This is a genomic window from Dactylosporangium aurantiacum, assembly GCF_000716715.1.
Classification (GTDB): domain Bacteria; phylum Actinomycetota; class Actinomycetes; order Mycobacteriales; family Micromonosporaceae; genus Dactylosporangium; species Dactylosporangium aurantiacum.
This window is the reverse complement of sequence record NZ_JNYJ01000010.1, coordinates 119,690-139,418: the sequence shown is the minus strand read 5'-3', so window position 1 is coordinate 139,418 and position 19,729 is coordinate 119,690. Positions and strand designations below refer to the sequence as shown.

General features: G+C 74.6%; 11 protein-coding genes. 9 read left to right on the top strand and 2 right to left on the bottom strand.

Features of this window, described 5'->3' with window-relative positions; all coding sequences use genetic code 11:
* Positions 1 to 76 precede the first annotated feature (76 nt).
* The 4 genes from OP18_RS59605 (at position 77) to OP18_RS14355 (ending at position 4,485) form a co-directional block, all read left to right on the top strand.
* Positions 77 to 2,302: an Hsp70 family protein gene (locus OP18_RS59605; protein ID WP_052386710.1), complete on the top strand. Its 2,226-nt coding sequence runs from the start codon at positions 77 to 79 to the stop codon at positions 2,300 to 2,302.
* Positions 2,302 to 2,973, top strand: a complete 672-nt coding sequence (locus tag OP18_RS14365) for an ankyrin repeat domain-containing protein (protein WP_033359349.1) — start codon at positions 2,302 to 2,304, stop codon at positions 2,971 to 2,973. Before OP18_RS59605 ends, OP18_RS14365 begins: the two co-directional genes overlap by 1 nt.
* A 64-nt stretch (positions 2,974 to 3,037) precedes the next feature.
* Positions 3,038 to 3,886 (top strand): metalloregulator ArsR/SmtB family transcription factor, encoded by an 849-nt coding sequence (locus tag OP18_RS14360; RefSeq protein WP_033359348.1) that lies wholly within the window; start codon positions 3,038 to 3,040, stop codon positions 3,884 to 3,886.
* The gene (locus OP18_RS14355) at positions 3,883 to 4,485 is read left to right on the top strand and encodes a dihydrofolate reductase family protein (protein WP_033359347.1); all 603 of its coding nucleotides are present in this window, start codon (positions 3,883 to 3,885) and stop codon (positions 4,483 to 4,485) included. The genes OP18_RS14360 and OP18_RS14355 overlap by 4 nt, the downstream gene beginning before the upstream one ends.
* Before the next feature lie 202 nt (positions 4,486 to 4,687).
* Here OP18_RS14355 and OP18_RS14350 read toward each other — a convergent pair whose 3' ends face one another.
* Complete coding sequence (locus OP18_RS14350) at positions 4,688 to 6,787, bottom strand: MMPL family transporter (RefSeq protein WP_033359346.1); 2,100 nt, start codon at positions 6,785 to 6,787, stop codon at positions 4,688 to 4,690.
* A gap of 134 nt (positions 6,788 to 6,921) precedes the next feature.
* Here OP18_RS14350 and OP18_RS14345 point away from each other — a divergent pair, with 134 nt between their 5' ends.
* Complete coding sequence (locus OP18_RS14345) at positions 6,922 to 9,183, top strand: exo-beta-d-1,3/1,6-glucosidase (RefSeq protein WP_033359345.1); 2,262 nt, start codon at positions 6,922 to 6,924, stop codon at positions 9,181 to 9,183.
* 9 nt (positions 9,184 to 9,192) lie between these two features.
* Here OP18_RS14345 and OP18_RS14340 read toward each other — a convergent pair whose 3' ends face one another.
* Entirely contained in the window at positions 9,193 to 10,377 is a 1,185-nt protein-coding gene (locus OP18_RS14340) for a PP2C family protein-serine/threonine phosphatase (RefSeq protein ID WP_211273545.1), read from the bottom strand.
* Positions 10,378 to 10,599: 222 nt separating this feature from the next.
* On the opposite strand from OP18_RS14340, the gene OP18_RS57115 reads away from it, so the two are divergent.
* From OP18_RS57115 to OP18_RS14320, 4 genes are read left to right on the top strand one after another with little or no spacing between them, the layout of a single operon-like run.
* Positions 10,600 to 12,039, top strand: a complete 1,440-nt coding sequence (locus OP18_RS57115; RefSeq protein WP_033359344.1) for a hypothetical protein — start codon at positions 10,600 to 10,602, stop codon at positions 12,037 to 12,039.
* Positions 12,036 to 14,165, top strand: coding sequence for a CHAT domain-containing protein (locus OP18_RS14330; protein ID WP_052386709.1), 2,130 nt, complete (start codon positions 12,036 to 12,038; stop codon positions 14,163 to 14,165). Before OP18_RS57115 ends, OP18_RS14330 begins: the two co-directional genes overlap by 4 nt.
* The gene (locus tag OP18_RS14325) at positions 14,162 to 18,685 is read left to right on the top strand and encodes a hypothetical protein (RefSeq protein ID WP_033359343.1); all 4,524 of its coding nucleotides are present in this window, start codon (positions 14,162 to 14,164) and stop codon (positions 18,683 to 18,685) included. The genes OP18_RS14330 and OP18_RS14325 overlap by 4 nt, the downstream gene beginning before the upstream one ends.
* A gap of 12 nt (positions 18,686 to 18,697) precedes the next feature.
* Positions 18,698 to 19,696: a hypothetical protein gene (locus tag OP18_RS14320; RefSeq protein ID WP_033359342.1), complete on the top strand. Its 999-nt coding sequence runs from the start codon at positions 18,698 to 18,700 to the stop codon at positions 19,694 to 19,696.
* Positions 19,697 to 19,729: the final 33 nt, after the last annotated feature.

Sequence of the window (19,729 nt, the reverse complement as noted above, 5' to 3'; positions counted from 1 at the left end):
CCGGGGCCTGATTCTTACCGGCGACGACGGCCCGGGTGGGCTGGTCTTCGGTGGCGGGTTCGGATATTGATAGACGGTGACCGCGTTGCGACTGGGTGTCGACTTCGGCACCTCCAGCACCGTGGCAGTGCTCCAGCGTCCGGACGGCACGTCGGGCGCGTTGCTCTTCGACGGCTCGCCGCTGCTCGCCTCGGCCGTGTTCGCCGCGCCGGACGCGGTGCTGACCGGCCTCGACGCGGTCCGGGCGGCGAGCGGTGACCCGGGCGCGTTCGAGCCGCACCCGAAGCGCCGCATCGACGACGGGACGCTGTGGCTGGGCGGGCGCGAGATCCCGGTGACCGACGTGGTCGCCGCGGTGTTCGCCCGGGTCGACGCCGAGGCCCGGCGGGTGGCCGGCGCACCGCCGGAGCAGGTGGTGCTCACGCACCCGGCGGCGTGGGGGCGGGTCCGCCTCGCGGTGCTCGCCGCGGCCGCGCGGCAGGCCGGCTGGCCGCGCGTGGTGTTCGTGCCGGAGCCGGTCGCGGCGGCCGCCTACTTCGCCGACGTGCTCGGCAGCGCGGTCACCGGTCGCCGTTCGCTCGTCGTGTACGACCTGGGCGCCGGCACCTTCGACGTGAGCGTCGTGCGGGGCGGGCCGGTGGTGACGGCGACCGCCGGGCTGCCCGACGTCGGCGGCCTCGACCTGGACGCGGCGGTGATCGGGCACGCCCGCGCGCACAGCGGCGCGCCGGACGACGTGTGGGGGCGGCTCGCGTGGCCCACCACGCCCGCCGAGCAGCGGGCCCGGCAGCAGCTGTGGCAGGAGGCGCGGGCGGCCAAGGAGCAGCTGTCCCGGCATGCCACCGCCGACCTGCACGTGCCCGTCGCCGACACCACCGCGCACCTGACCCGCGACGAGCTGGAGGAGCTGGCCCGCCCGCTGCTCGAGCCGACCGTCGCGCTCACCGTCCAGACGCTGCGCGAGGCCGGCGTGCAGCCCGAGTCGGTGGCCGGTGTCCTGCTCGTCGGCGGCGGCAGCCGGCTGCCGCTCGCCGCCACGCTGCTGCACCGCGCGCTACGCATCCCGCCGACCGTCATCGACCAGCCGGAGCTGGTGGTCGCCACGGGAAGCCTGCACGCGGTGCCGGCGGACGCGCCGGCGCCCGACACCACTGCGCCGGAGCCCGCAGCGGCGGAACAGGACCTCGCAACGCCGGAGCCCGCGGCGCCGGCGGAAGCTCCGGCCCAGCCCGCCGCCCAGGAACCCGCGCCACAGCCAAGGCCTCAGCCACAGCCGAAGCCACAGCCGAAGCCACAGCCGAAGCCACAGCAGGCACCGGAGCCCGAGGGCGGAGCGGCAGGCCAGGCCGCACCCGGGCGCGGGACCGGCCTGGTGCTGGCGGTGCTCGCGCCCGCCACCTGGCTGGTCCTGCTGTGGATCATGTCGGGCACCGACGGCGCCGCGGAGTTCTTCAGCTACGGCGTCAAGGCCGCCACCGCCCCCGTCGCCCTCGCCACCGCGCTGCCGCTGCTCGTCCTGCTCGTCGCCACCGCCCTGCCCGACGGCCGCCGGATCCCGGCGGCGACCCTGGCCGGCCTGGGCCTGCCGGTGCTGGCCGCGGTCGCCACCAGCCTCGTGCTGACCTCGCACGACTACCTGCCGTACTGGTTCGGCGCCGACGGGGACGCCTGGGCCGCCGTCACCCACCTGCTCGCCGGGTGGGGTCTCACCGCGCTCGGCGGCTGGCTGCTGCTGCGCGGGCGCCGGCCCCGGCCGGCCAGGGCGCTGCGGGCCGGCGCCGGGCTGCTCGTGGTCGTGGCGTTCGCCGGCGGCACCCTGTCCCGGCTCTGGTACACCGACGCCGCGCCCGCCGACCCGATGCTGGACCGCGACGGGTACGGCGTCGCGCTCTACCTGATCTCGATGAGCGACGGCGTCCTGCACGGCATCGCCGTCAACGCGTGCTTCGCCGTCGGGCTGGCCACCACCCTCGCCCTGCTCTGCGTGCCGGCCACGGTCGGGCGCATCGCCGTACAGGCGCGACATCCGCGGACCGGACCGGTGCTGCGGGCCGTCGCCGGCGGTGGCCTCGCCGTGGCCGGCGTGCTCGGGGTCCTGTTCTGGGCGCGGCTGCTCACCGCCCCCACCGACGAGCTGTCGCCGCCGACCGGGCCGCTCGGATGGGGCGTGACCGTCTTCGGCGGCTCCGGCCGGGTCCTGGGGGCGGTGTCCGTCCGTGAGGCGGTCGCGCTGATCGTCCTGTTCACCGGGATCAGCCTGGCGGTGGAGCGCTGGCACGCCCTGCGCCGGAGCGGCGGCTGATGCGCGGGCGCCGGGAGGTGGACTTCCGGCGGGTCCGGCAGATGGTGCGCGGCAACGACTTCCGGGGGCTGCGGGCGCTGATCCGCCACGGCTGGGACGTCAACCAGCAGGAGTACGGCACCCACACCACGGCGCTGCTGGCCGCGTGCGAGCTGGGCCGGGTCAAGCTGGTCACGCTGCTGCTGCGCCACGGCGCCGACCCCGACCTGTGCCACGTCGACGGCTGGAACTGCTACGACTCGACCCGCAGCGGGACGATCCGGCGGCTGCTCGTCGCGCACGGCTTCAGCTGGACACCGGCGCACTGGTCGGAGGGGGCCGGCCGGGCGGAGCTGCGGTGGATGTCGGCCCGCACGCCGGTGGAGGTCGTGCGGGTGCTGACGTTCACCGGCACCGACATCCACCTCGAGCACCAGGTGCGGCCGTTCCCGCCGGTCCACGGCGCCGTCGAGCTGGAGGTCGCCGTCGGTGGCGTGGTGCGGCACCGGCGGACGCTCACCGTGCCCGGGCACGGCCGGCTGCCCGTGTACCGCGCGGCGCCGCCCGCCCAGACGACGCTGACCTGCACGCTGCGCGGGTTCCGGGGTGACGTGCGGGTCCGCGCGTACTGCCCGGAGACGGTCGCCGCGCAGCCCGCGCCGCACCTCGTGCTGCCCGACTGGGGGGCCTGACGGGTCGCGGGCGGACCAAGTTATTCCTTGACAAGAATATTCTTCTCACGGAATACTTCCTGGCATGGACGTACTCCTCGCCGCCCTGGCCGACCCGGTCCGCTGGCGGCTCGTGTGCCTGCTGGCCGAGCGCCCGCGCTCGGTGGGGGTGCTCGCCCAGCTCATCGGGGCGCGGCAGCCGCAGACGACCAAGCACCTGCAGACCCTCGAACGGGCCGGGGTCGTCGCCTCGGAGCGGATCGGACAGCGCCGCGTCTACGCGCTGCGGCCCGGTCCGCTGCGGGACCTGGCGGCGGCCCTCGGCCGGCTCGCCGACACCGCCGAGCGGGCCGGCGGCCCGACCGCGACCTTCGAGCGGCACGGGCTCACCCTGCACGCCGAGCGGCTCGCCGCGGACGGCGACGGCTGGGCCGACGGCCGGGTGTTCACGTTCCACCGGTCCCTGACCGCCGGCGCCGACCTGGTCTGGCGGCACCTCACCGAGCCCGCCCTGCTCGCCCACTGGTGGACCCCCGAGGACCTGCGCGTCTCCGACCTGGTCTTCGACCCGCGCCCGGGTGGGCGGGTGGTGCTGGAGTACCGCGACGCCGAGGACGCCGACGGCAGCGACCTCGTCGCCGGCCGGGCGGAGGGCGTCGTCGAGGACGTCCTGCCCGGCGAGCGCCTCGCCTACCGCAGCTCGCCGCTGCTGCCCGACGGCTCGCCGGCCTTCACGTCCCACGTCGAGCTGCACCTGCGCCCGGCCGGGGACGCCACCGATCTCGACGTGCGGTACCGGATCACCGGCAGCACCGTCGACTCCGCGGACTTCGTCGCGGGCATCGAACTGGGCTTCGGCCAGAGCCTCGACAAGCTCGTCGCGGCCGTCACCACGTACACCAGCAAGCACACCGACACCAGGAGCGCGCAATGACCGAGCAGACCAGCGGCCGCCGGGTCGTGACCAACATGTCCCTGTCCCTCGACGGCCACTACGCCGCGCCGGACAACCCCGTCGACATGCGGTGGGTGCTGCCGTACGCGATCACCGACGTCGCCCGCGACCACCTGACGGGTCTGTGGCAGCCGGCCACGACGGCGCTGCTCGGCCGGGTCAACGCCGAGGGGTTCCTCGGGTTCTGGCCGACCGTCATCGGCATGGCCGGCGCCGACCCGCGGGACGAGGCGTTCGCCAGGTGGCTCGTCGACACCGAGAAGGTGGTGCTGTCCTCGACGCTCGGCGCGGCGCCGTGGGAGCGCACGACGGTCGTCGACAAGCCGACCGCCGAGGTCGTCGCGGACCTCCGGGCCACCGAGGGCGGTGACATCCTCGTGCTGTCCAGCGCCAGCGTCATCAAGGCCCTCCTCGCCGCCGACCAGGTCGACCGGCTCGCCCTCACCGTCTTCCCGGTGTTCCTGGGCGGCGGGCCGCGCCTGTTCGACGACGGCCTGCCCGCGGCCCGCTGGACGTTGACCAGCCAGCAGGCCGGCGAGCACGGCACCCTCGCCCTCGTGTACGACCGGGTCCGCTGAGCGTCGCCGGCACCATCCGCACCCCGGGGTGAGCGGTTCGACACAGTTTGCCGTCAATCCGGGGTGGGTAGGAGACCTCCCGCAACGAAGGGGAGGTTTGCACGATGTCGCACGACGAACGCGAGTACGACGACGATCTGCTGATCATCGAGGAGGAGCCCGTCAGCGGCCCCTACCGCGACGGGCGCCCGATCCTCTGAGGCTAGGCAGCCACCGGGTCCTTCTCCGGGACCGCGGGACTGGTGGCCCGGCCGAGTCCGCTGGGCCACCACATGCGCTCACCGACGTCGAGGTTCAACGCGGTGACCAGCACCGATCGCACGATGATCGTGTCGAGCAGCACCCCGAACGCCACCGCGAAGCCGATCTCGGCGAAGGCGGTCAGCGGCAGCGTGGCAAGGACCGCGAACGTGCCCGCGAGCACCAGGCCGGCCGAGGTGATGACACCGCCGGTGGCGGACAGCCCGATCAGGGCCGCGCGGCGGGTGCCGTGCTTGACCGCCTCCTCCCGCACCCGGGTCATCAGGAAGATGTTGTAGTCGATGCCGAGCGCGACGAGGAACACGAAGACGAACAGCGGCAGTGACGTGTCGGCGCCGCCGAAGCCGAACACGTGCCGGAAGACCAGCGCGCTGACGCCGAGCGCGGCGCCGAAGGACAGCACGACGGTCGCGATGAGGATGACCGGCGCGAGCACCGAGCGCAGCAGCAGGATCAGGATGAGCAGCACCACGGCCAGCACGATCGGGATGATCAGGTCGCGGTCGTGCTTCGCGGCGCGCTGCACGTCGAGGTTGATCGCGGTGGTGCCGCCGACCTTCGCCGCGGCGCCGGGCACGGCGTGCACCGCGGCGCGGACCCGGTCCACGGTGTCGTAGGCCGCCTGGCTGTCGGGCTGGGCGACGAGGTCACCGGTCACGTACGCGACGTCACCCTTGACGGCCGGCTCGCTGATCGAGGCCGGGTCGATGCCGGGCACCCCGGCGAACGCGGCCTTCGTGGCGGCGGCGGCAGCGGCGGTACTGATGACGACGACGGGACTGCCCGCGCCGCCGGCGCCGTGCCGGGCCAGCACCTCCTCGCCCACGATGGAGTCCTGGGTGTTGCGGAAGGACTCCTTGTTGGTGAGGCCGGTCGCGTCGAGCTGCACGACACCGATGGTGGCGACGGCGAGGACCAGGGCGGTCACGATCCACACGCCGCGCGGGCGGCGGGCGATGCGGTCGCCGACGCGGGCCCACAGGCCGGTCGCGGTCGGTTCGGCGGAGCCGACCTTCGGCCGCAGCGGCCAGAAGATCCACCGGCCGCAGATGGTGAGCAGCACCGGCAGCAGGGTCAGCATGACGGCGAGGCCGACCGCGATGCCGATCGCGGCGACCGGGCCGAGGCCCTTGGTCGAGTTGGTCTCGGCGAAGAACAGGCACAGCATGCCGAGCACGACCGTGGCGGCGCTGGCGATGATCGCCGGTCCGGAGCGGTGCAGCGCCTCGGCCATCGCCTCGTGGCGGTCCTCGTGGCGGCGCAGCTCCTCCCGGTACCGGGCGATGAGCAGCAGCGCGTAGTCGGTGCCGGCGCCGAAGACGAGCACCGTGAGGATGCCGGCGCTCTGCGCGTTGACGACCAGGTCGGCGTACTTGGCCAGCAGGTAGATGACGGCCTGGGCAGCGATGAGGGCGACACCCGAGGAGATGACCGGCAGCAGCCACAGCAGCGGGCTGCGGTACGTGATGAGCAGGATCACCACGACGACGGCGATGGTGCCGAGCAGGAGGCTGCTGTCGATGCCCTCGAACGCCTTGCTGGAGTCGGCGGCGGTGCCGGCGGGGCCGGCCACGTGCACGGCGAGCCCGTCGGCGCCCGCGGTCGCGGTGGCCCGCAGCCGGTCGACCAGCGCGCCGGCCTTGGACCAGCCGTCGGCGCCGAGGTTGACCGGCACGATGATCTGGGCGGCCTGTCCGTCCTTGGTCGGGATGGGGCCGGTGACGGTGCCGTCGAGCTCGGCGAGGTTGCCGAACGCGGCCGCGTCGGCGCGCAGCTTGGTCTCGTCGGCGGCGGTGAGGCCGGAGGTCCGCTCGTACACGACGATGGCCGGGATCGTGTCCGGCGAGGCGAAGCTCGACTGGACGTCGATGACCTGCACGGACTCGGCGCCACCCGGCAGCCACGACTTGGTGTCGTTGCGCTCGACGTCGGTGAGCTTGCCGGCCAGCGGGCCGGCGAGGGCCGCGACGGCCAGCCAGAAGATCACGAAGACGTACTTGATCCGGCGGCCCGAGATGGCGCCGGCGACAGACTTCCCCATGGGTCGATGCTTGCATAGGTAGTTGCACTACGCATTGTGACCCGGAACACGCTGCGTCACCGCCGGCCGCGGGGGGTTCTCCAGAGAGCGCTCTCCCGCGTATCGTCTGGGTTGACCAGCCTGAAAGGAACTCCGTGCCAGCGCCTCTGCCCTACCTCGACCCAACGCTCACCGTCGCCGAGCGCGTCGCCGACCTGCTCGCCCGCATGACGCTGCCCGAAAAGGTCGGCCAGATGCTGCAGCTCAACGCGCGCGACGGCGTACGCCACCTCGTGGAGGACATGCACGCCGGCTCGATCCTGCACGCCTCGCCGGAGCGCGTCCTGGAGGCCACGGCCCTGGTGGAGCGCACCCGCCTGCGGATCCCGCTGCTGGTCGCCGAGGACTGCATCCACGGCCACTCCTTCTGGATCGGCGCGACGATCTTCCCGACCCAGCTCGGCATGGCCGCCTCCTGGGATCCGGCGCTCGTGGAGCGGGTCGCCCGGGTCACCGCCGTCGAGGTCGCCGCCACCGGCATCCACTGGACCTTCTCCCCCGTCCTGTGCATCGCCCGTGACCTGCGGTGGGGCCGGGTCAGCGAGACGTTCGGCGAGGACCCGTTCCTCATCGGCGAGCTCGCCTCCGCGATGGTGCGCGGCTACCAGGGCGACGGCCTGGCCGACCCCACCGCGATCCTCGCCACCGCGAAGCACTTCGCCGGCTACTCCGAGACGCAGGGCGGCCGCGACGCCAGCGAGGCCGACATCTCCCGGCGCAAGCTGCGCTCGTGGTTCCTGCCACCGTTCGAGCGGGTCGCCCGGGAGGGGTGCCGCACGTTCATGCTCGGCTACCAGTCGATGGACGGCGTGCCGATCACCGTCAACAGCTGGCTGCTCGACGAGGTGCTGCGCGGCGAGTGGGGCTACACCGGCACCCTCGTCACCGACTGGGACAACGTCGGGCGGATGGTCTGGGAGCAGCGCGTCCACGTCGACTACGCCTCCGCGTCAGCCGCGGCCGTCAAGGCCGGCAACGACATGGTGATGACCACTCCGGGCTTCTTCGAGGGCGCCCAGGACGCGGTCGCCAAGGGCATGCTCGACGAGTCCGACATCGACCAGGCGGTGCGCCGGATCCTCACCCTGAAGTTCGAGCTGGGCCTGTTCGAGCAGCCCCGCCACCCCGACCCGGCCCGCCAGGCGGTGGTCATCGGCGCCCCCGCGCACGCCGAGGTCAACCTCGAGATCGCCCGCCGCAGCCTGGTGCTGCTGCGCAACGACGGCACCCTGCCGATGGCCGGCGAGGGCAGGACGGTCGCCGTGGTCGGGCCCAACGCCGACGACCAGCACGCCCAGCTCGGCGACTGGGCCGGCGCCTCCGGCCAGACCGAGTGGCTGCCCGACGGCCACCCCCGCGAGCTGACCGAGACGGTCCTGGACGGGCTGCGCGCCGTCGTCCCGGCCGGCTGGACGGTCACCACCGCCCGCGGCGCCGACATCCTCACCGTCGGCCCCGACCCGGAGGGCGAGTTCTTCCCCGACGGCCAGCCCCGCCCGCACATCGTGCACCCCAGCCCGGCGGACCCCGCGATGATCGCCGAGGCGGTCGCCGCCGCCGAGGCCGCGGACTACGTCGTCGCCGTGGTCGGCGACCACATCGAGCTGGTCGGCGAGGGCAAGTCGACCGCGACGCTGGAGCTGATCGGCGGCCAGGTCGCGCTGCTGGACGCGCTCGCGGCCACCGGCACGCCGCTCATGGTGGTGCTGATCAGCTCCAAGCCCCTCGTGCTGCCGCCGTCGGCACTCAACGCCGCCGCGATCATCTTCGCGGCGAACCCGGGCATGCGCGGCGGGCGCGCGATCGCCGAGCTGCTGCTCGGTGTCATCGAGCCGACCGGCCGGCTGCCGATCTCCTTCGCGCAGCACTCCGGTCAGCAGCCCACGTACTACAACCAGATCCGCGGCCAGCACGGCAGCCGCTACGCCGACCTGACGCAGCGTCCGGCGTTCGCGTTCGGGCAGGGCCTGAGCTACACCACCGTCGAGTACGACGACCTGCGCATCGAGCAGACCGAGGTGACGGCCGCCGACACGCTGCGGGCCACCGTGACCCTGCACAACAGCGGCACCCGGCCGGCCCTGGAGACGGTGCAGGTCTACGTCAGCGACACCGTCACGTCGGCGACCTGGGCCGACAAGGAGCTCAAGGCCTACACGCAGGTGTCGCTGTCCCCCGGCGAGCGGCGCACCGTGGCGCTCGAGCTGCCCGTGGCGGCGTGCACGTTCGTCGACGCGGCAGGTGCACGGGTGGTCGAGCCGGGCGACTTCGAGCTGCTGGTCGGCTCGTCGTCCCGCGACGAGGACCTGCTGCGGGCCGGCTTCAACGTCAGCCGGCCGGTGCACGGGCCGGCCTGACGGGCCGGCTCAGGGCCGGGGGTCCCAGGCCAGCAGCAGGGCGGTCGCGTCGTCCTGCAGCTGGTCGCGCTGGTAGGACAGCAGCGTGCGCACCAGCCGGCGCATCGTCTCGGCCGGCCGCACCTGGTCGGCCAGGGCCTTCGTGACGCACTCGACGAGCCGGTCGATGCCGAACTGCTCGCCGTCCGCGGTGCGGGCCTCGACCATGCCGTCGGTGTAGAGCAGCAGCGCGTCGCCGGGCTCGAGCCGCTCCTCGGCGACGACCGGCCGCCCGTCGCCGAGGTAGCCCAGGCCGAGCGGCAGCGCGGTCGGCCCGGGCAGGGACCGCACCAGCCGCCCGCCGCGCAGCAGCAGCTCCTCCGGGTGCCCGGCGTTGATCCTGCGGTAGCCGCCGGTGTCGATGTCGAGCTCGCCGAGCGCCGCGGTGACGTAGCCGTCCGGGTACTGCGCGTGCACCCACTTGTCCACCGACCGGCACGTGTCGACGAGGTCCAGCCCGCAGCGGCGGGCGTTGCGGTACGCGCTGATCGCCAGCGACGTCAGCGCGCTCGCCGCGATCCCGTGCCCGACCGCGTCGAACACCGCCACGTGCAGCGTCGAGCCGTTGATGGCGTAGTCGAAGGCGTCACCGCCGACGTCGTAGCAGGGCTCGAGGATCGCCGCGACCGCCGCGTCGCCGGTCGCGAACGTCAGCGGCGGCAGCTGGTTCCAGATGATCTCCGCGGCGAGCTGCATCGGCAGCCGCCGCCGGGTCCGCTCCAGGGCGTCGCCGTAGGTGCGCCGCGACGCCACGATCCCGGCGAACGCCGCCGCCAGGACCCGCAGGTCCCGCACGAACGCCGCGTCGTCGCGGGGCGGGGCGCCCACGTGCGCGGCGAGGACCCCGAGCCGGTCGGAGCCGCTGACGACCGGCACCCAGATCCGCTCGTCGCCGGGGGTGCCGGCGCGCACCGGCTCACCGCTGGTGTAGGCCCGCCCGGCGAGGGTGCCGTCGATGTGGACCGGCTCGCCGGGCATGTCGTGCTCCCCGGCCAGCGGCAGCAGGTCCACCTGCTCGTAGTCGACCAGGAACAGCTCGATGTCCAGCGCCCCGAGCCCCGCCGCGACCCGGGTCGCCATCGCCGGCAGGTCTTCCGGACGGGCATGATGCAGCGCGTCGACCAGCTCGTTGACCGCCCGCAGTGCACCTGTCACCCTGCCACCCCGCCAGACGTAGCGTGCCGCCGGTGCGGTCACGCCTCCACGATCGTCCGGCAGCATCGCCGAAACGCCAAATGCGAACACCTCCGTCGCACCGACCCGCTCCCCCTCCTCCGACCTGGGTTAGGCCGTTCGTCCCGGATCGGATCCCGCTTCGGCGACATCCGAACAAAGGTCTTGACACGATCCGTGGGCGGATCGCTACGCTGCCGACTCATGGCGCTCGATCGGCGAGGCCGCGTCGCCGGCCGCGTCGACGAGGTCGCGGAGTCGGCCGCGGCCGTCCGCGCGGAGTGGGGCGACTGGTTCGACCATCACACCGGCGCGCCCGGGTTCCTCAGGTTCCGCCGGCACTTCACCGTGCTGAGGGCCACCCTCGACGCGATGGCCGACGAGGTGACCGCCGACCTCGCCCGTGTCCGCGCGGACGCCGACGCCGACGCCGACGCCGACGCGGTCTATGCCCGCTGCCGGCACCTCGACGACTGCCTCATGCTCGCCAGGCGGTTGTTCCGCTGGTACGCCGAGAAGTACGAGCAACGCCACGACGCGACGGCCGGCGCGACGCTGCGGGCCGCCGACGCCCTGGTGTGGTCGTGCTGGGCGACGGCGTTCGACGCCTTCCGGCGGCCCGTGCCACCGGCCCCGGTCGTGTACCTGGACCACCGGTTCGACGCGCTCGCCACCCCGCGGAAGACCCCGCCGACGGACCTGCGGGCCGCCGGGGACTCGCTCGTCGCCGAGTTCGTCGCCGAGCTGCCCGTCGCGGCGATCGCGCTGCCCGCCGCCGCGCAACGACGGGCCTGGTGGCTGGTCCTCGCCGCGCACGAGACGGCGCACCACGTGCAGCTCGAGCTGCCAGGCCTGCGCGAGCAGACCCACACGGCGATCCGGGGCGCGATCCAGGCCGCGGCCCCGCCGGCAGGGGCGGCGCCGGGACCGGCCGCGCCGTGGCTGAGCTGGGCGGCGGAGATGTTCGCCGACGTCTACTCCGTCGTCATGGTCGGCCCGGCCGCGGCGTGGGCGGTACGCGAGCTGCAGCAGGACCTGCCGCCGGTGATGATCCGGGTCGAGCAGGGCGGCCTGTACCCGCCGCCGGTGCTGCGGCTCGCGCTGCTCGCGGCGGCCGCGCACACCACGGGTCAGCTGCCGGAGGGCACCGACCCGCTGGCCGACCTGCGGACGCTGGTCGAGGCGGCGCCGGTCGGCGCGCCCGCCCGGCAGTGGACCGCCGCGCACCTGGACACGGCGGGGGTCGTCGCCGCCGCCCTGGTCGAGCTGCTGCGACCGATCACGCCGCTCGGGCAGCAGCAGCGCCGGACCGAGTGGAGCCGCAAGCTGCTGCGCGACGCCCCGAAGCTGACGGGACTCCAGGACCGCGCCGCCGCGCGGGTCGCGACCGCCGCCGGTGTCGCCGCCTACCAGTACGCCGCGGGCGAGGAGGCCGCGCCGGCCGCCGGCACCGTGCGCCTCCTGCACGGCAACCTGGTCTCCACGCTCGGCGCGTGCGGCGAGGACCCCGTGCTCGGCACGGCGCTGCCGGCCGCCGAGGTCGCCGCCATCGCACAGCGTCTCGCCGCCCGCCTGCTGGACCGTCCGGTCACCGGGGGCGCGGCATCAGGACCGCCCGGCGCCGGGGCGGAGGTGACGGGGTGAGCCTGCCCAGGGTCGTGGTCAGCGTGCAGCGCAGCGGCACCGGCTGGCGCGTGGACGTCGGCGGGCACGTGCACGAGGTCGCGGCCCGCCAGGTCGGGCACGGCCGCATCCCGGTGACCGCCGACACCGACGTCGCGTACATCGACGCGCTGCTCGGCCGCCTCGAGACCCGCCAGCCCAACCCCGGCGACGCGCGGGCATACGGGCGCTGGCTCTTCGACTGCATGCTCGCCCCGTCCTGGCAGGAGGTGTGCCGCCGGCGGGACGTGGTCGCCGCGGGACGCGTCGAGCTCGCCCTGTCGTGGGACGTCGAGGAGACCGACCTGCATCCGCTGCGGTGGGAGGCGATGCACGACGGCCAGGGCCCTCTCGCCCTGCACCGGCGGCCGCTCGTGGCGATCACCCGGCTCGTCCCGGTGACGGTCCCCATGCCCGAGCCCGCGGCACAGCCGAGGCTCCTGCTGGCCCTGGGCTCATCCGCCGACGACGAGGTCATCCGGCCCGGCGTGCACCACATCGGGCTGCTGCGCGCGTTCGAGTCCGACAGCCTGTGCACCTCCCGCTTCGAGACGGAGGTGACCGCCGGCGAGCTGGAGGACCTGTGCCGCACCTTCGCACCGCACATCGTCCACCTCGTCGCGCACGGCGACACCGACTCGGGGCGCACGGTGCTGGAACTCGGCGGGTCCAAGCCCGACGCCGGCGACGTCGACGCCAGGCAGCTGCTGCACGCATTCACCGAGGGTGGCCGGCCGCCGGTCATGGTCGTCGTCAGTGCCTGCCGGTCCGCCGGCGGCTGCTCGCCGGAGGACGCCATGCCGTTGGCCACCCAGCTGGTGTCGGGTGGGATCCCGATCGTCGTGGCGATGACCGGCGACATCGGCGAGCAGGCGTGCCGCCTGTACACCCGCCGCCTGCTCGATGCGGTCCGGACCGGCATCCCCGTGGTGGAGGCGGCGGCGGCCGGGCGCCGGGCCGCGCTCGCCGGCAGCGGGGTGCCCGAGAACCTCGACTGGGCGATGCCCGCGCTCTTCCTGCCGGCCGGGTTCGCGGGCACCGGCCCCGGCGAGCCGCCGCCGCTGCGGGTCGTCGACCCGGAGCCGGCCCGCCGGATGTTGCTGCTGGCGTCCAGCCTGGAGCTGCGCCGCAAGCCGCTGTTCATCGGCCGGCACAACATGCTCAAGGTCGCCGACGACCTGTTCGACCCCGCCGTCTATCCACCGGTCGGGTTCGTCGGCATCACGTCGGCGCACCGGCTCAGCCGGCTCGGCGGGACCCGGCTGCTGCAGGAGATGGCGTACCGGCTGCTGCGGCTGGGACACGTGCCGCTGCTGCTCGGCCCGTTCCAGGACGGCAGCGCCCCCACCTCCCTGCGCCAGCTCGTCGTGCAGGTGGTCACCGCCGCGGTGACGTTCGTCGAGGAGCTGGGTGTCGACCGGCCGGACCTCACCGTGTTCGCCGCCGACGACACCCTCGACACGCTGCCCGGCGACGCCGGAGGCATCGAGCTGGCGCGGCACGTGCGGCGGTTCCGCGAGTCCGGCGGTCTGCTCGACCCGGACACCGTGCGGGCCGGCCTGCGCGACGACCTCAACGCCCTCGCACGGTCCGTCGCCGCCGCCGGCGCCCCGTTCGCCGCCGGCTCCCGGCCGGTGCTGCTCGGCGACGAGGTCCACCAGTGGCTGGACGGCCTCGACGTGCTGCTCGCCATGGCCGGGCCGAACGGTCTGGGCACCACCCAGGCCCGGATCCCCGTCGTCGTCACCGCCTGCACCACCGCCGGCCGCGGCCTGTCGATGGACCGCTTCGAGCAGCGGCACCGCGGCAAGGACGGCTACGAGTTCCGTGAGCTGGCCCCGCTCACCCCCGCCGAGGCGATGATCGGCTTCCAATCCGTGCTGCTCAACCCGTGGCGGACCTGGACGCCGGAGAAGGACCCGGTCTACGCGCCGGCGCGGCACGCCTCGCCGACGCGGATCGGGCACCTGTTCCTGAAGGCCAAGGGCTCTCCCGCCGTCGTGGAGGACCAGCTGTACGAGATCGCCGAAACGCTCGTGACCTTCGACCAGTTCGTCCGGGCCGACGACGACGCGGTCTTCGACCAGCAGACCCGGAAGCTGCGATGAGCAGCGTCACCGGCGCCGCCGCGGCCCACGAGGACCGGACCGTCGAGGCCCGGCGGCAACGGTTCGGCCAGCTCCCGGCGGACCTTCTGGCCAGGTTCGCGCTGCTGCCGGAGTGGACGGTCCGGCTCGCCGTGCAGGCCGGCCTCGGCGGCCGCGGCGCACTGGTCGCGCTGGTGGACCGGCTCACCGAGGCGGGCGTCCTGGAACGCCGCAGCGTGCTCACCGACGCCGGCCGCGACCACGCGTTCTGGGTCCGGCCGCGGGACCGGCCGGACCTGGCCCTGTACCTCAGCGGGCGGGTCGACGTCGAGGCGGTGCTGCGCGACCTCGCCGGCGCGCTGCGCGGCATCGACCGGGACAGCGGCACCACCGACCTGGGCTTGTGGTTCGACGTGGTCGACCGGCACCGTCGCGACGACTCCGGCGTCACGCTCGTCAACGACGTCGACCGGCTCGTCGACGAGGACGACCTGCCCCAGGCGGTCAGGCTGGTGGCGGCCGCGCGGACCGTCGCCGACCTGTGCCCGGGTCCGCTCGTCGACGCGGTCCGCCGGGCGCAGTGGCGGCTCGACCGGGCGCACCGCACCGTCCAGGACAACCGGTTCCTGCAGCACTACGTGCGCCGGCCGGGCATCGAGGCCGCCGTCGAGGCGCTGCTGGACGGTGACGGCCGGCAGTGGGCGCTGCACCTGCGCGGTGACGGCGGCGTCGGCAAGACGATGGTGGTGCGGTACCTCGCGGCCGGCCGCTTCGCCACCGACCGGGGCCGGACACCGTTCCCCGTGGCCCGTGTCGACTTCGACGATCTCGACCCGCGCTTCCCCGCGGAGCGCCCCGCCGACCTGCTCCTCGCCCTCGTCGGTGAGCTGCTGGGGTACGGCTCCAGCCGCGACCTCACCGCCCGCTACCGCCGGTTCATCGACGGGGCGACCCGACTGCACCAGGAGCTCGCCGGCGCCGAGCCCGACCCGGCGCAGGTCGCGCGGCAACGCGCCGACGTCGCCGCCCAGTTCGGCCGGCTCGTCGAGGCGCTGCCCGGCCCGGTCCTGCTCATCCTCGACACCTGCGAGGAGCTGTCGAAGCTGTACGCGCCCGGCGCGTCCGCCCCCGCGATCGACGAGACGTTCGCGCTGCTGCGGCTCGTCCACGAGGCCGTGCCGGGGATCCGGGTGCTGTTCTCCGGCCGCCGCCCGCTGATCCGGCCCGACGACGAGAAGGTCCGCGCCGCCGGCCCGCGGCTGGCCGCGCACGACTTCGTCGGCGAGCTGCCGGTCGGCGGCTACACCACCGCCGAGGCCGACGCGTTCCTCGACCGGATGGCGATCCCGGCCGCCGCCCGCGACGCGGTGCTGCGGCTCGCCGCCGACGGTCACGGCACGATCAACCCGTTCGAGCTGACCGGCTACGCCGAGTGGGTCCGCGCCGAACCCGACGTCGACCTCGACACGCTCGCCGCCGACACCTCCGACCCGTACGTGCGCCGCCGCATCATCGGCCGCCTGCACGGCCCGGCCCGCGACGCGCTGCCGGTCGCCGCCGCGTTCGGCCGCTTCGACCGCGCCCTCATCGGCCCGGCCCTGCAACGGCTCGGCGTCGACGTCGACGCCGCGTTCCAGGCACTCGTCGTCAACGAATGGGTGCAGATCCAGACCCTCGGCCCCTCCGGCGAGCCGCACGTCATCGCCGTCGACGAGCATCTGCGCGACCGCCTGCACGCCGCCACCGCCGACACGCTCGGCAGCGACCTGGAGCGCCTGGGCCGCGACGCCGTCGACGTCGTGGCCGCCACGCCGCTCGCCGGCGTGCCGGTCGAGACGATCGAGGCCGCGCTGCGCCTGCTGCCGGTGCCGGAGGCGGCCGCGTGGTGGGCGGGCATCGAGCAGCGCGTCGCGGACGAACGCGCCTGGGCGTGGGCCGCTCAGGTCACCCCGCGGGCGGCCGCCACGGCCCGGGCGACGGCCGTCGCCAGGGGCGGTGCGGACATGACGGCGGCGGTGCTCGCCACCCAGGCCGCCGCGCAGCTGCACACCGGCTCGACCGCGGGGGTCAGCCGGATCTGGTTGGCGGTCGGGCAGAGCGCTGCCGCACACCCGGATCCGGTGACCGCCCGCAGACTCAGCCACCGCGCGAGCCTCGCCTTCGTCGAAGGCCTGCCCGAGTTCCACCCGGCGCTGCCGGACGTCCCCATCGACGCCCTGCTCACCAGCACCGAAGACAGTCTGGCCGCCGGTGTACCCGTGCCCGTCGGTGTGCGCGCGGCCCTGGCCGCCGCGCCGCCCGCGCCCGGGACCCCGTTGGAGGCGGGCCGGCTGCTCGCACTGGCCGGTGCGGCGTTGCTGGCCGGGCACACCCGGCAGGCACTGGAGTACGCCGAACGGGCGTGGCAGGCCGTCACCGCGATCACGCGGTACCCCGAGTACGTCGACTGGGTCCGGCCGCGCCGGCTCGACCTGCGCTGCCACCAGGCGCTGCTGATCTGCGCGATGCGGGCCAACGAGGCCACCGTCGCCATGGGTACCGAGGCCATCGGCGCCGGCGAGCGCGCCGGCGACGACCACGACGGCGCGGTCCTCGCCTCGCTGGGCGTCGACTGCCTGCTCCGCTTCGGCCTGCGTCCCTTGTCGATCGCTCCCCCGCGGTACCTGCCCCGGACCACCTCGCCGTGCTGGACCCATGCGTACGCGCGCCCCCTGGTCGTCAGCTACACCGACCGGCGACTGCTCGACGCCGGCGGGCGGTGGCTCGGCCGCCCTACCGGCGCCGGTGCGGCCGCCTCGTTGCTCCAGGAGCACCTGGAGGCGGCCAACCGCAGCGGTGTCGACACCGCCACCATCGACGAGTGCACCGTCGCACTGATCCGGTTGTGCCGCCGGTACCGTACCCGCGAACATCTGCCGAGCCTGGCGTCGATCGCGGCGTCCACCGCGAGCACCGTCCACGACGAGGCGGCGATGGCGCTCGCGCTCATGCACGGCACGGGGACGCCGCGGCTGGCCGGGCGTGCCGCCGGCTGGCTGGCGCCGCTGCTGCGGATCCCTGACCCGGGCGCCCCGGTCGCGAACCGGCCGGCCGAGCACGACCCGGACGCCGTCCCTCACGCGCTGGCCGACGCGCTGCTCACCGGCGTCGGCGCCGAAGGCTGCGCCCGCCCCCGTGGTGCCGGCCTGGAGCACGTCCTGGACCTGTGGCAGCGCATCGACCTGCGGGCCGGACTCCATCCCGCGCTGGAAGCGCTGCCCCGCGGGCTGTGCGGCGCGGCACTGCTCAACGCGGGCGAGCTGCTCGCGCTCAGCGACCCGGACCGCGGCGCGGCGCTGCTCCGGCTCGCCGCGGAACGGCTCAGCGACCTCGACCCGGTCGGTGCCGCCCAGGCGGACACGCTCGCCGCCCTCGCCGACCGGCGGGCCGGCCGGATGCCGGAGCCCCTGCCATGGTTGACACGCCGCCGGGTGTCCGTCCTGTCCTCCGGCTGGCGCGACCGGGCCAGCGCGGCGCGGGGCGGGGCGGTGACACTCTGGGCGCCGGAGCTCGCGGTGGACGGGCTCAGATATCGACGCGAATGGTCGCAGATTCCGGTCATGGTCACCGGCACGGTCGTCACCTTCTCGATCGGCATGCTCGCCGGCGGCGTCGGCGGGGTCCTGTGGATCCTCGCCGGGCTCGGCGTCTCGGCTGCCATCGCCTCCGCACTGCTGACGATGCGGTGGCGGCGGGCCCGACCGTTCACGGTCGTCGTCGACGACACCACAGACCCGGGCGACGCGTTGGCGGGCCTGGCCCGCGACGCACGGTCGGCCGGCTTCGCGACGCTCAAGCTGGCCCTCGAACCCGCGTACGCCGAGGGCGCATGGGAGGCCGGCCTGCTGGCCGGGCTGGGGCCGGACGATGCGCTGTCCACCGCCGTGTACCGCAGCGTGCCGGCCCGCCATCCGCGGCCGAGCTGGCTGCGCTGGCTCACCGCGACGACCGACCGCTGGACGATCACGGTCAACGACCGGATCGTCAGCATCGTGGTCGGCCGGAAGGACCAGTTCGCCGCCGTCATGTTCACCGGGACCCCGGTCGACACGTACGCCGGCGCCCGCTTCCGCATCCAGGACGTGCCGGCGAGCTACTTCCCGCCGGCCGCGGCGGCGGCGATCGGCACCGACAACACCGGCGGCGAAGGCCTGCTCAACGTCGGGAGGCTGATCGGCGGACACACGATCCTCCTGGTGCTCGCCGCCGAGCCCGTCGACGGTCCACCACGACCGCTCGCCGACCAGCGCGCCGGCTTCATCGAACTGGCGCAGTCCGCGGTGGAGGCCGGCGCGGCGGCCGTGCTCGTCGTGCCACCGCTGCCTGACGAAGCAGCCCGTGGCCTCGAACGACTGCTCACCGAACGCATCATCGACCGGCAAGGCAGGTGGCGGCGACCGCCGCGGCCGAAGGACGTCCTGCGGCTCTCCACCGACGTCAAGCGGCTGGTCGCCGAGCCGCAGGCCGTCGGCGACGTGATCCTGTACCTGCGTGACCGCTGAGGAGTTGGACCTGTGTTCACCGTCGTCAAGGACTGGTTCTACACGAAGGCCGGGCACGTCACCTTCGCGTTCCTGCCCGACCCGCGCGGCGAGGAGCTCGACCCGGAGCAAGGGTACGTACGGATCTGGCTCGACGAGGGATTCCTTGCCGAGGCGCGCACGTGGGGCAACGACCACTTCGCCGCGCTGCACGGCGGGGTGAAGCTCGGGTTCGGTGATGCGGGACGGGCGGAGTTCAGCACGTTCACCCGGTCGCCGCAGGTGGTCAAGAGCGCCGGCGCGCAGCTGAACTTCCCGCTCACGCCGCTGCTGCCGTACTTCGGCGGGCTCGTCGAGGTGCAGGCGGCCCTGTACCGGGCGACCGTGAAGGGTGCCCTGGCCAGCGCCGCGCACGTCGCAGGGGCACTCGCCGGCCTCATCGGGCCGCCGCTGGCGACCGCGGCGGCGATCGCGGGAAAGGTGAGCGCCGGGCTCGACGTGGTCCTCGACGCGACCGGGAACCAGCCGGTGCTGGGCGTGCACTGCACGTTCGAGTCGGCCGGCGGCGGCGGGCGGGTGCTGCGCTCCGGGCACACGGTGATCGTCGACGCGCCGCCGGGGTCGCTCGGCGGCACCCTGTGCATGTCCGACGGGCTGCTGCACCTGGACACGGGCAGCGGTCCGCGGCGGCTCACCGGCGTGGACTACCTGGTGCTGCGGGTCGAGTGCCGGACGGAGCCGGAGATCTGGCTGACCCCGCCGATCCAGGCCAGGATCGACGCGGCGGGTCTGGCCTACCTGGCCGGTCGCAACGACTTCAAGGCGTTGCGCACGGAGGCGGTCGCGGCCGCGTGGACGCTGCCCGACCTCGTCCACCGCGACCGGATCAGGCTCGCCAAGCTGGTCGCGGCGAAGATCGACGAGGTCAAACAGCTCGGGGCGGTGCCGTCGGGCGGCGACGAGACCCGGGCGCTGCCGGCGGTCGACGACCCGGCGCTGGCGGCGCTGCGCTTCGAGGACCTGCTCGCGTGACCACCCTGCCCGGCGTCACCGGGCCCGGGAGCG

What these genes read in the sequence shown, in the direction of transcription:
- OP18_RS14355 (WP_033359347.1), top strand. Translation starts at nt 3,883, where the DNA reads ATGACCGAGCAGACCAGCGGCCGCCGGGTCGTGACCAACATGTCCCTG.
- OP18_RS14360 (WP_033359348.1), top strand. Translation starts at nt 3,038, where the DNA reads ATGGACGTACTCCTCGCCGCCCTGGCCGACCCGGTCCGCTGGCGGCTC.
- OP18_RS14365 (WP_033359349.1), top strand. Translation starts at nt 2,302, where the DNA reads ATGCGCGGGCGCCGGGAGGTGGACTTCCGGCGGGTCCGGCAGATGGTG.
- OP18_RS14325 (WP_033359343.1), top strand. Translation starts at nt 14,162, where the DNA reads ATGAGCAGCGTCACCGGCGCCGCCGCGGCCCACGAGGACCGGACCGTC.
- OP18_RS57115 (WP_033359344.1), top strand. Translation starts at nt 10,600, where the DNA reads ATGGCGCTCGATCGGCGAGGCCGCGTCGCCGGCCGCGTCGACGAGGTC.
- OP18_RS14350 (WP_033359346.1), bottom strand. Translation starts at nt 6,787, where the DNA reads ATGGGGAAGTCTGTCGCCGGCGCCATCTCGGGCCGCCGGATCAAGTAC.